The following is a 13225-nucleotide window of genomic DNA, read 5'->3' as shown; positions in this document are numbered from 1 at the left end:
ACGGTTGTAGTATGGCCTTGACCGATAAGGACAGATACATTCTCTTAAGTAGGGCGATACGGATTGCCAATTCCGCCACCCTTTCTTATCAGTCAAGACTGAAATCACTTGCAAAATTCCTTGCATCAATATTTTCTTGCCAATCCGTTAATATTTATATCTGTGACGATAGCCGCCGATATCTTTCTTCTGCAATTTCCTCTACTAAAGTCAAACAATCTTACCGGTGCAGGCTTCCAATTGGTCATGGCATAGCTGGACGTTGTGCTGCTCGCCGGGAGCCCCTCTGTGAGCCTTTTTCCGTACGTCATCCAAAGGAGATCGCCAAGGGGACCGAGCAATATTTTTATACTCATCCCATTTTCGACGAACGTACCATTTATGGTGTGGTTGCATTAGGCATGGCTGATTCTGAAGGCCCATCCGGTCAGAATCTAGATTTGTTTAAAGACTTACTGGAAGTCATTGCCGGAATAATTCATCGGATCGGGATCTCGGCCGCTTCTCAAAGAAGGATAAATAACCTAACCATTTTAAGTGAGCTCGGAGCTCTTCTGAATAGGTCTGCTCCCCTCGAATCATTAGTTCCTATTGTGCTTGAAACCTGTCAACGTCAAACCGGCTCGTGTTGTATCGTTTTTCGACTCGCTGGTGTCGATAACGTCCCAAAACTACGTCAGCATAGGGTCATCCATTCAGCTAGAAAGAATCTGGCAACACTCCTCGGCATTGAAGACCTCTGTTCCGCAAAAGTCAGGCATAGCGGGATATCCCTTCTCATAAGTGATCTTGTTTCGGATGAAGCACTTCCGCTTTCTTATGTCTGTGTTCCTCTTAAGTTCGAAAACCGCGTTCAGGGAACTGTTACCTTTTTCGGCAAAGGATACAACTCTGGAGAAGATAATTTTACTGAAGAAGACAGGGATCTCTTCGAAAGCATGGCCCTGCTGGTTTCAAATGCAATTGCCGGAGCGGTCAATTATCAACAGGTCTTGAGGTTGAGTCAGGAAAATAACCACAAGTTGAAGGAATTGGCTCTGTTGTACAGATTAAGCAATACGATGCTGTCTACGATTCGTCTGAACAAGCTAATGCACCTTATCCTATCTGCTCTTACTTGTGGCCCAAACCCATTATTTGAAAGGGCAATGTTATTTCTAATTAACGAGCGCGCGGGTGTGATGCAGGGGATGTTGGGTGTGACAACGAAGACGACCGGGTTGAGCAAGTCATTGCTTGAAGCTGACTTTGAAATCTCTCTGACAAGCCGCTGGGATATAACCGAAGAGGAGATGGCAAGGCAACAGAATTCTGAATTCAGCTCAGAAGTAAGAGGAACCAGATTAGAGCTGAACAAATCAAAAAACATGTCTTCTAGAGCCGTGTTGGAACGAAGAATGGTGCATGTTCCAGATGCCTTACGGGAAAAACATGTTGACCGCGATTTTGTAAAACGGTTTGGGATTAACTCATTTGCCGCAACTCCCCTTCTGGCAAAAGAGAAGGTTCTGGGGGTCATTGTCGTAGATAATCCATATTCGTCGCGTCTAAGCACAGTGGAGGAACTTCGTTTTCTTGAGCTTTGTACGAATCAAGCCGGTATGGCAATTGAGAGTTCCCTGTTATACAGCCAGATAGAGGATGCCAACCGGAAACTGCGTGATGCTCATGAGCGTTTAATCCACGGCGAGCGGTTAGCTTCGATCGGAGAGATGGCTGCAGGAATTGCGCACGAATTAAAGAGCCCATTGGTATCGATAGGAGGGTTTGCTCGACGTCTCCAGAGGAAGCTTCAAAAGGGATCGGAAGAGTCGGGATATGTCTCAACAATTGTTGGAGAAGTCGTTAGACTTGAAAAAATGTTGTCAGACATCCTTTCTTTCTCTCGAAAATCAACATTGTGCTATTCAGTTTGTTCCATGCAAGAGATCATTGAAGATGCGATTGCTGTAGTATTGCCTCCTTTCGAAGAGAGTAAGATCACTGTGATGCGCAGTTTCTCCAGTAAAGTACTGTCCTTCTTGGGAGATGGCCAACAGATCAAGCAGGTTTTCATCAATCTGTTTACGAACGCGAAAGAGGCGATGCAAGGTGGGGCGGGCGAAATTAGGGTAACTGCCACTACTGGGAGGTACGCAGGCAAAGAAGCGGTGATTGTCAAGGTTGCCGATACTGGGGGGGGCATCCCGCTAGCCGCACTTAACAATATTTTTAACCCGTTTTATACCACAAAGGAGAGCGGCACAGGTCTTGGGATACCCATCGCCAACCGGATTATCTCAAATCACGGCGGCAAGCTTCAGGTTAACAATTATCCTGGCGTAGGAGTGGAATTTGTTATCATTTTCCCTGCGGAACCGCCTGCGCCTATGATGCAGGCGTGATTTGCACTTGCAAGGGAGTCGGAATGGATGTATTTTATGCCTCTAGAAAATTTCTGTGCGGGGATGTAGCTCAGCTGGGAGAGCGATGCGTTCGCAACGCATAGGTCGACGGTTCGATCCCGTTCATCTCCACCATAAATAAAGAAGGGGCCTGAAGTCTTGGGGCCCTTCTTTGCGTATTATGGTAACGATTGCCAATCAGAATATTGTCAAGGTAACATTTCTTCCGATAGCGACCGAGCCGGAAATTACGGCCAATGAACGTCCCTTCAGCTCGGAATTGCCTGTGTCTGAACTGAATGTTTCATTATAACCTCCTGATATCGTGATGTTCGTGTCCCTGCTGAAATCCAAAGATTCATTAAACGTCCGGCTCTGTGCGAGTATTGTTGCTGTTCCAGCTGAGGGTGGGGCTAGATATGCTTCTGCGATCGAACCGAAACATGCTGAGTCGATTTTGGCAAAACATGCTGCTGCCGAGACGTTTAGGCCAACAACTGGCAGCGGAGCAGTGCTGAGGCCGGTAGAACCGTTTCCTAATTGTCCGCTGTTGTTGAAACCCCAGCTGCTGAGGGAGCCGTCGTTGTTCATTGCCAGGGTATGGTAATATCCTGCGGCAATCTGGGCGTTATTGGCAACCCCGTTCACTAAAACCGGCGTAGAACTGTCAACAGAACCCATAAACGGGTGAGAATAGTACGAATCATTTCCCCATATCAAAATCTCACCGTAAGTATTCAACGCGATCGTGTAGTTCCCCCCGGCTGCTATGCTCGTGATGTTATATATTTCGGACGCCTGCACAGGGTAAGCACGTTGGATTGTTGACGCATCACCAAGTTGCCCTTCGTTGTTTTTCCCCCATGACCAAACAGTTGTATCATTTTTTAAGGAAACTGAATGATATCCGCCTGCAGCTATGGCGGTGATGCCGGAAAGCCCGGAAACCTGAACCGGCCAATATACCTGGGTTCCGAGGGCATTACCAAGCTGGCCATAGGCATTATATCCCCATGCCCATACAGTCCCGTCATTTTTCAGGGCGAGAGTATGCAGCCATCCTGCTGCAATTGCAGAGGCATCGCTTATCCCTGAGACCTGAACAGGGGTGTTGCTTTTGGCCATGCTGTTGTTGCCCAACTGACTATCGACATTATTGCCCCAAGTCCAGACAGTGCCATCGTTTTTGAGGGCAACGGAGTGCCCGGCTCCGGCGGCAATGGCGATAATTCCCGTTAGATTCTTTACTTTAACCGGCGTATTGCTTGCCTGTTGGTCAGTGCCATTACCAAGTTGCCCATAGTTGTTGTAGCCCCAGGCCCATACGGTGCCGTCGTTTCTAAGTGCAAGGGAGTGATAATCCCCTGCGGCAATCGCTGTTATGCCCTGAATAGCGGTGACTTTTTGGGGCGACATCTCCGCTGAGTAGCTGCCTATACCCAGTTGCCCATCCATGTTGTTACCCCAACTCCAGACTGTGCCGTCACCTTTCAGGGCAACTGTGTGCCAGTAGCCGCCCGCAACCTTGGGAGCGGTGGAAATAGCCCCAATTGAAGCAAAATTAGCTGTAACAGATTGCACGTCATTCATTGCAATTATGCAGGTAGAAGTGCCGGTGCAGGCACCCGACCAGCCGACGAAGATATCCGAAGGAGAAACGTTTGGGGTAAGGGTTACTTCCGTTCCACTTTGATAGTTCTGAGAACAAACGCCGCTACAGCTTATATCCGGAGACGGGGTTGATGATACAACACTCCCGTTTCCGCCTTGGACCGTTACTGAAAGTTCGTAAAGGACTGGAAGGGTGATAATGTATGTCTGGGACTTAATCCCCTCGCGATTTTCTGTGGCATCAACGGCGAAATATTTCAGGGTTGAATCGGCACTTATTGTAATCGGACCTGAGTATGTCTGCGTCGACCCGCTTGCCGGATAAGTTGGATCTGTGCCATCTACCGTAAAATAAATGGTCGCCGGCATGTTAGCTGAGAGGGTGACGGTTTGGACAGCGGTATAGGTTCCGCCGGCAGGAGTAGCAGTGGTGTAAGGAAGCGTGCTGATGGTGTATGTCTGAGTCTTCACTGCTTCCTTATTGCCACTGAGATCACGGGCAAAATATTTAAGGGTTGTTGTTGAATTTAGCGTAATTGGGCCGCTATAAACTTGGGTAGTGCCTGTGGTCGGATAGGTCGGCGTAGAACCGTCAGTCGTGTAATAAATTACGCTGCCGGCTATGCTGGACGATAGCGAAATGGTCTGTCCGGGTGGATAGGTTCCCCCAATTGGAGTTGCGGTTGTTTCTGGAGGGGTATTGATGGTGAAGAGTTCCGTTTTAACGCTTTCCAGATTGCCGTCAATGTCTCGCCCGAAGAACTTGAGCGTTGTGTTGCTGTTAATTGTAATCGGAGAACTGTATGTAAGCGTAGAACCGGAAACAGGGTATGTAGGGGTTGATCCGTCAATGGTATAGAAGATTGCCCCTCCAGGTTCATTGGAGGTCAAAGACACGGTTTGCGCCGCTGTATATGTCCCACCGGCCGGATTTGCCGTTGTTACCGGCGGGATATTCATGATGTAGGCCTGGGTATTTACTGCCTCCAGATTGCCGTCGTTATCTCTGGCAAAGAATTTGAGCGTGGTATTGGCATTTATTGAAATTGGGGAGCTGTAAACCTGCGTTGCCCCCGAAACTGGATATGTAGGAGTAGATCCGTCAGTGGTGAAGAAGATCGTTCCAGCCTCACTGGATGAAAGAGCCACTGTTTGCACTGTTGTATAAGTGCCTCCTCCCGGCGATGCCGTTGTTACCGGAGGGATATTCATCGTGTATATTTGCGTTTGCACAGTCCCTTGATAGCCGTCGGTGTCTCTGGCAAAAAATTTGAGCGTAGTATTGGTGCTGATAGGGATTGGTGAACTATAAGTCTGTGTTGATCCCGAAACTGGATAGGTTGGGTCTGTGCCATCAATTGTGAAATATATAGTGCCGGGCTTATTTGAAGAGAGCGTGACCGCCTGTGCTGTATTGTACGTGCCTCCGGATGGGGAGGCAGTTGTTATTGGTATTAGGTTTATTGTGTAATTCATCGTCTTTATGTTTTCACTCAGAGCCGAGGACTGTGAAACGGCAAAATACTTCAGGGTGGTAGAACTGTTAATCGTTATCGGGGTGCTGTAAGCGAGTGTTGTGCCTGATGCCGGACTGGTTGGGGTCGTGCCGTCAATGGTATAGAAGATGGTTGACGGTTCGTTTGCAGTAAGAGTTACTGTTTGGACCGAAACATACAGGCCGCCTGTCGGATTGGCAGTAGTACTCGGAGGAGATGCACCTAGGTTAATCGGTGGTGAGACTGCAACAGGCGTATTGCTGTCGGTGTTTGATCCGTTGCCCAGGCCACCATACACATTGGCGCCCCACGAGAATATCGAGCCATCATTGCGAATGGCAATGGTGTGATTAATTCCAGAGGAAACTGCGGCGATACCTGAAATCCCGGCAACAAGGGTTGGCGTCCAACTGTCGTCATTGGAGCTGTTTCCCAGCTGTCCCCAATTGTTCCATCCCCACGAACTGACAGTGCCGTTGCTTTTCAGTGCAACGGAAAACCTGTTGCCTGCAGAGATTGAAACTGCGTCGTTTAGAGAACTGACCGCCACCGGAATATTGCTGGTCTGATCGGTGCCGTCACCAAGTCCACCGGCAATGTTTTCGCCCCATGCCATGACGGAGCCGTTGCTTGCTAATGCCGCAGCATGGTTGTAGCCGGTTGCAATAGCTATGACCCCTGTAAGACTTTGAACTGCCACTGGGGATTCAGAGTTGACATAGGTTTGATTGCCCAGTTGGCCATATCCGTTGTGCCCCCAGGCAGCAACTTCCCCGCTGCTGCGAAGAGCAATGGAAAAATTGCCTTTTGCCGAGATTGCTGTTATGCCATCAATTCCGGTCAGTTGCACAGGTGCGGATCTGTCCGTGCTGTCTCCCAAGCCAAGCTGCCCCAGATTGTTACGCCCCCAAGCCCAAACAGTCCCATCGTTTTTCAAGGCCAGCGTATGGTACTCACCTGCAGCAATTTTGGTTACTCCTGAAATGCCTGATACTTGCACCGGAGAATAATATTGCAGGCCGATGTTGGGAGCACCGGTACCTATCTGGCCATAGGCATTATCTCCCCATGCCCAGACTGTACCGTCAGATTTCAGCGCAACTGAGTGGCCAAGTCCGGCAGCAATTTCGACCACCCCTTCCAGTCCGCTTGTCGTGTCAACCTGAACCGGCACGTTGCTGTTGGTAGCGCTATCGTCGCCTAGCTGACCGACATTGTTTTGCCCCCACGCCCAGACCGTACCGTCGCTTGTTAGCGCCAGAGAGTGATAATGGCCTGCAGCTACTTTAGGAGCAGTCTCAATTACTGTCTTGGGCGCAAATGTGGCCGTTATGGCATTGGCAGAATTCATTGTAATACTGCAAGTCCCGGTGCCGGTACAACCGCCTGACCATCCTGAGAACACATCGGTTGCCGCTGGTGCAGCTGTAAGTTGAACAACGGTGCCGCTAGTGTAATCCTGAGAACAGGTCCCGGAACAATCAATGTCAGGCAAAGGTGTTGAGTGGACCCTGCTGCTGCTTCCCCCGGCTACTGTAACCGTTAGATTTTGAAGGATAGTATAATCCTGGGTCTGGATTGCTTCCTGATTACCGTCAGTATCTCGCGCAAAGAACTTGATGGTTGTAGTGTAGCTGAGAGTTATCGGCCCGCTATATGTCTGAGTAGTCCCGGTTACCGGATATGTTGGGTCGGAGCCATTCAGCGTATAGTAAATGTTGCCTGACTTGTTCGCAGTCAGGGTTACGGTTTGACCCGATGGATAAGTTCCTCCTTGAGGTTCTGCGGTTGTCACCGGTGGGATATTTACGGTATATGTCTGTGTCTGGACCGATTCCTGATTCCCGTCAACATCCCTTGTGAAGTATCTGAGAATCGTGGAAGAGCTGATGATAATGGCGTTGCTGTATTCCTTGGTAGTCCCTGATGAGGGGTATGTCGGCATAGAGCCGTCATCGGTGTAGTAAATGGTCCCAGGCTTGTTAGATGAAAGCGTTACGGTCTGTGCTGACGTGTATGACCCTCCGGCCGGGGTTGCCGTTGTTACCGGCGGAATGTTCATGGTGTAGGTTTGGGTCTGTACTGCTTCCTGATTGCCGTCGATATCTCTGGTAAAGAAATTGAGGATGATGTTGGAGCTGATAGCAATTGGCCCGCTATAGGTTTGAGTGGTCCCAGTAATCGGATATGAGGGAGTGGAGCCATCGACCGTAAAGTATATGGTTCCCGGCTTATTGGATGAAAGCGTAACGTTTTGTTGCGTGGTATAAGTTCCACCTGCAGGGGTTGCCGTTGTCACCGGGAGGGTGTTAATCGTGTAAGTCAGTGACTGGACCGACTCCTGAATACCGTTATTATTCCGTGCAAAATAATGGAGGGTGGTATTGATGTTGATTGTGATAGGTGCGGAGTATATCTGCGTATTCCCGGAAACCGGGTATGTGGGTGTCGAGCCATCAGTTGTGTAATAGATAACTCCGGGCTCGTTAGAGCTTAGCGAGACTGACTGAGAGGACGTGTAGACACCTCCGGCAGGGCTCGCAGTGGTGATCGGCGGGAGAGCGATTACGTACGCCTGGGTCTTGACTGCTTCGATATTGTTTGCAATGTCCACAGCAAAAAATTTAAGTGCAGTGGAACTATTGATCGGTATCGGGCTTGTATACTGCTGGGTGGTACCAGTGACGGGATATGTGGGAGTGGTGCCGTCAATAGTATAATAAATCGCTATTGAGCCGTTTGACGTCAGAGTGACAGTTTGAGCAGAAGCATATGTTCCCCCTGCAGGAGTGGCGACTGTATTTGGCGTATAGATATTCAGGGAGATGTCTGAAATATTTACCGGAATGATGGCTCCGTTTAATGAGCCATTCCCGAGTTGGCCGCTGTCATTCAGTCCCCACCCCCAAACGGTTCCGTCGGTAGCGGCGGCTATGGTGTGGCCGGACCCTGCTGACATTGTACTCGCCTTGGAGGACAAGTTGGCCTGAACAGGCGAATGACTGTCAGCTGTTGCATTGTTACCAAGCTGCCCGTTACCATTTGCTCCCCATCCCCAAACAGTGCCGTCGGCTTTTATTGCCGAAGAATAGAGTTCCCCGGCCGATATTATTCTGGTGCCGTTTAAGCTACTAACTTGTACCGGTGTAAAAGTTGTTGTCGAAGATCCGTCTCCCAACTGGCCGTTTGTATTGAGTCCTATGCCCCAAACAGTGCCATCATTTTTCAGGGCAACGGTATGATAATCTCCTGCATCAACGGCAACAGGCTGCACTATGCTGGGAATCTGAATCGGTATGTTTCTGGTCGGCATGGTTAAAGGATCTTGACCAAGCTGTCCGAAAGCGTTGTCTCCCCAAGCCCAGACGGTATCATCGGTTTTCAGAACGACCGAGTGGTTGGGACCTGCGGAAATAGATGATATCCCAGTAATATTATTGACCTGAACAGGGATGGTGCTGTCTGTGGGCGCGCTGTTGTTCCCAAGTTGCCCTGAGTTATTGGCTCCCCAAGCCCAGACCGTGCCATCGTTCTTTAATGCCAGAACGTGATTCCCTCTGGACGACGCTATGGCAGTGATGCCGGAAAGGTTATTGACCTTGACCGGGGTATTGCTTTCGTTTGTTGACCCGTTGCCCAGCTGTCCACGGTTGTTTGCTCCCCAAGACCAGACCGATCCGTCGCTTTTTAGCGCTACACCGTGTTTGTAGCCTGCGGCAACTGAAACAATGCCACTTATGCTGTTAATTGGTACAGGTACCGAACTGTTTCCTGAGCCGTTTCCCAATTGACCGTGATCATTCAGCCCCCATGCCCAGACAGTCCCGTCGTTTTTCAGGGCCACTGTGTGTTTATAGCCGGCTGCCACCTGGGGAGTGATAAGTGAGCCCATTGGTGAAACTGCGGGAAAGCCCATGTTGTCAGTTGTTGAGATGCCGAGCTGTCCGTTGTCGTTCAGCCCCCATCCCCAGAAGGTGCCATTATCCTTGATAGCCATTGTGTGGTTGGCACCGGAAGCAATTGATACTATACCGTTCAGGTTTAAAACAGATACCGGGGAATATGAAGGTGCGCCGGGATTGTTGCCGAGTTGCCCGTAATCGTTCCGGCCAAGAGCCACAGCTGTTCCGTCGGCCAGTAGCGACATGGTCTGGTTGTCTCCGGAAGAAATGGCTATTGCATTGGCAATTCCGGCAATCTGGGTTGGATAAAAGATGGTCGGATCATAGTAAGGGTCCAAGCCGCATTGTCCGAATGCATTGTCGCCCCATGCCCAAACTGTGTAATCTGATTTAAGAACGATTGAGCTCAGTGCACTTGCAGAAATCGCTATTGCGCCACTGCTTACACTAATTGGTGCGGTGTTATACGGGGTTGCGCCGCCATTCCCGATCTGCCCATAGTCATTACTCCCCCAGGTCCAGACGGTTCCGTCATTTTTGAGGGCCATGTTGTGAAGCCCTCTTGAGCCGGAAATTGCAATAACTCCGGAAGCCAGATTGCTTACTTGTACAGGGGTATTGGAATTGCTGGTGGAGTTGTTTCCCAACTGGCCTTTGTTGTTAAGTCCCCATGCCCAGACCGTACCGTTAGCCTTGAGTGCTAAAGTATGGCCATAACCGGCAACCACCGCGATCACTTCATTTAAACCAGTTACCTGTACCGGTGTGGAGTGGTCATTGGAATCCCCTGTGCCGAGTTGACCACTGCTGTTAAGACCCCAAGCCCAAACTGTGCCGTCACTTTTTATCGCGACTGTATGGGCGTAACCAGCGGTTATCGCAATTACATTGTTTATTCCGGTGACCTGTACCGGCATGGAGCTGTTTGCGTTTGAACCGTTACCAAGCTGTCCGGAATTATTTTTGCCCCACGCCCAGACTGTGCCATCGGTTTTCAATGCGACAGTATGGGAATCCCCTGCAGTAATCCGGGGAAAAACATTGGCACTGGCGCTGCCCGAGATTATAAGCCAACAAAGGAGAACAATAAGAGGATTAGGTAGCCTGACCATTATAGTGTTGAAAAGCAGAACTTTGCATGTTTGCGCAGAGAAACACATACATCCTCCGAGGTTAAGGCCGTATCGACTCCGGCCGTTCACAAAAAAATCGGCAACGGCTTGAAAAGAGGCCGATTTTTGCCAAAAAATTAACTGCAAATATCACACCTTTTGCTAATATGTTGAATTTTCAGTAGTTAGCGCTGGGGGTTGGCAGCAGGTTCAGTTATATCATCGGATTATGCCGGCAAAAAGCAATAAGGCTTAATCTGAGTGTGGGGAATCAGAAGCGAATATATTATCCAATGAATTCATCTTGCCAAATCTCAAATTGATGGATTATATTCCCCTCGGTGCTAGAAATTGTTAAGGGGTAATAAATAAACGTGTTCCGCTATCTATCGTTGATTCTTTGTTTTCTTGCGGGCTGCACGTCATTTGAATCAGCTTATAATGATGTGTACAGACGTCTGCAAAGCAGAGACTCGGAACAGTGCATTGAGATTGCGAACTATCACCTTAAGAAAGGCTATTTCAGCAATAACGAAAAAGTCGAACTCTATCAATTAATAGGGGGATGTTTTCAGCAGATAGGATTTTATGATGATGCGTTGAATAGTCTTGTGGCTGCGGTGAACTTGTCCGGGGATAATGTTTCTAAATCAAAGGTTTTGTTTCAAAGGGCGTTACTGTATTTCGCAATTGACCCGGGCAGCAACGAAAAATACACAAACGTTATTAATAGCGGTTGTTCTGATATGGCAGAAGCCTGCAGGCTCATGCCCGATAAATATTGCACTGAGTACAGCTTGAAAAAATATCCGCCGACAAATTGCAGATAACGACTTGAGATTAAAGTGGACCAGACTAATTAACCTTTAATTTTGCCATTTCTGACTGCAGGAGACCTATCTGGCGGGATAGATTTTCAACTCCCTCTTCCATAATATGGACTGCTGACAGGTCTTCGCTGGTTGCCTTGTCCATTTCTTGCATTGCCTTTCTTATTTCGCCGCTTCTTTCGGACTGTTCACTACGCAACCGTTCCAGTTCGCTGATTATGTGGCCCATTTTGCCGGTAGAATCGGCAATGTTGGTGCCAATTTCGCGCTGCTCATGGCTTGACGAGCGTACGTTTACGGTAAGTTCCTTCATCCGTTCTACGGCAGATATTATCAACTCGCTGGTTGCCCCCTGTTCACGGCTGGATTTGGCAATCTGGGCAACCATGTTTGAAATGAGTTCCATTGATTGACGAATCTGCTGGCTACCCTTTGCCTGTTCTACAGTAGCTTCGGCAATATCGCTGACCTGCCGAAGGGACTCCTCCATGCCGCCGACCATCTTTTGGAGAGCCACCCCGGATTTCTGAGAAAGCCGTTCACCTTCACCGACCTTCTGCTCGGTTATTTTGATTGCAGTGACAGCTTGTTCCGTCTCTTTCTGAATAGCTGAAATCAGTTCATCAATCTCTTGGGTCGAATTTCGTGTACGTGTTGCCAATCCTTTGATTTGGTCGGCGACTACGGCAAACCCTTTGCCGTGTTCCCCAGCTTGTGCGGCAATAATTGCCGAGTTGAGAGCAAGAAGATTGGTTTGCTCTGCCAGCTCATTAATAACCGATATAATGTTGCCGATAGCCTTGACTCGGCTGGAAAGGCTTGCAATTGCTGAGAAGGTTGATTGAGTGGAGTTACGGATTTCCGTTATTCCCGAAATTGTCGCCGCAACGGTCTCCTGTCCCACGAGGGCGTCACGCTTTACGTTTTCCGTGATTGCCGCCGCTCCCTGAGCATTACGCTCCACCTCCTTGATCGATACGTCCATTGCCGCCGCTGCGGATGTCGTTTCTGTCGAGGCAGCCATGAGACTGTTGACATTGCTCGCAATCTGCTTGACCTCGGCGGCTACTTGGAAAATAGAAGAGCTGACCTCGTCTATAGCCATTGACTGCATGTCGATGTTTTGCCCAACCAGATCAAGGCTTGTGGACATCATGCGAATTGCACCGGAATTATGTGATGCTGATTGGGCAACCTTGTCGATTTCCTTCGAAAGTAATTCAATCGAATTGCTGATCTTTTCCACTGCGCCTGAGGTTTCCTTTGCCGCGACAGACTGAGTTTCAGCGGCATTTACCAACTGTCCTGCGGCATTTGTTGTGTTCTGGGATATATTGCGCAGTTCTCGCAGAGAGGAGTTGACTCTCTCAACGAACTCGCTTAGCTTCTCAAGCATTGAGTTAAGGTTGCGGCCCAGTTGCCCGATTTCGTCGTTTTCCGTTGCCGGAACTCGGATGGTGAGATCGCCGTCAGCTCCTCGTTCTAGTGCATACGCCAAACGGTTTACCCGGGACAGGAGCTTTCGCTTGTTGTATATCCAGAAAGTGATTACAAATAGGGCTGTTTCCAGGATAACCACCCCGCCAACAACCTGGAACAAAAAATTCTCAACAATATCCTGATAGGACGCCGAAAGTTTGATGATTGCAATCACACCGACTAGAGCTACGATAATCCCCAGAATCAAGAGAATTTTGATCAGCTGTGAACCGAATTTCAGATTCATGCTCGTGATTTCCACCTTTGATCGTCAAGTTCCCACGGGATAGAAAAACAAATTATAACGGATAATCGATGGTGTGCAATACGGTCAGCTATGGCTATTCGCATTGTTTGACAACTGGAGCGCTAAAGATTTACGTTTAATTTCGGATCCATCCAAGCTACCCA

General features: G+C 49.0%; 4 protein-coding genes and 1 tRNA gene. 3 read left to right on the top strand and 2 right to left on the bottom strand.

All coding sequences use genetic code 11. The features are described 5' to 3' along the window. Positions 1–11 precede the first annotated feature (11 nt). Together OR1_RS07415 and OR1_RS07410 are read left to right on the top strand one after the other, a co-directional pair. Positions 12–2384 carry a GAF domain-containing protein gene (locus OR1_RS07415; protein ID WP_041970998.1) on the top strand — a complete coding sequence of 791 codons (2373 nt, stop codon included), beginning with the start codon at positions 12–14 and terminating at the stop codon, positions 2382–2384. A gap of 59 nt (positions 2385–2443) precedes the next feature. Continuing rightward, positions 2444–2519, top strand: a tRNA-Ala gene (locus tag OR1_RS07410). Between the two features lie 63 nt (positions 2520–2582). Here OR1_RS07410 and OR1_RS21995 read toward each other — a convergent pair. Further along, positions 2583–10505, bottom strand: coding sequence for a chitobiase/beta-hexosaminidase C-terminal domain-containing protein (locus tag OR1_RS21995; RefSeq protein WP_272946193.1), 7923 nt, complete (start codon positions 10503–10505; stop codon positions 2583–2585). A gap of 374 nt (positions 10506–10879) precedes the next feature. Between OR1_RS21995 and OR1_RS07400 the strand changes: the two genes are divergently transcribed. Further along, positions 10880–11335, top strand: a complete 456-nt coding sequence (locus tag OR1_RS07400; protein WP_041970996.1) for a hypothetical protein — start codon at positions 10880–10882, stop codon at positions 11333–11335. A 25-nt stretch (positions 11336–11360) separates the two neighbouring features. On the opposite strand, the gene OR1_RS07395 is transcribed toward OR1_RS07400, so the two are convergent. Then, on the bottom strand, positions 11361–13061 hold the full coding sequence (locus OR1_RS07395) for a methyl-accepting chemotaxis protein (protein ID WP_041970995.1): 1701 nt from the start codon (positions 13059–13061) through the stop codon (positions 11361–11363). Between the last annotated feature and the right edge of the window lie 164 nt (positions 13062–13225).

This window comes from Geobacter sp. OR-1, from assembly GCF_000813145.1.
In the GTDB taxonomy this organism is placed as follows: Bacteria; Desulfobacterota; Desulfuromonadia; order Geobacterales; family DSM-12255; genus Geoanaerobacter.
The sequence above is the reverse complement of the archived record's forward strand: the minus strand, read 5'-3'. Positions and strand labels throughout refer to the sequence as shown.

Excerpts from the sequence above, each read along its gene's own strand:
- OR1_RS07415 (WP_041970998.1), top strand. The coding sequence starts at position 12 with ATGGCCTTGACCGATAAGGACAGATACATTCTCTTAAGTAGGGCGATA.
- OR1_RS21995 (WP_272946193.1), bottom strand. The coding sequence starts at position 10,505 with ATGGTCAGGCTACCTAATCCTCTTATTGTTCTCCTTTGTTGGCTTATA.
- OR1_RS07395 (WP_041970995.1), bottom strand. The coding sequence starts at position 13,061 with ATGAATCTGAAATTCGGTTCACAGCTGATCAAAATTCTCTTGATTCTG.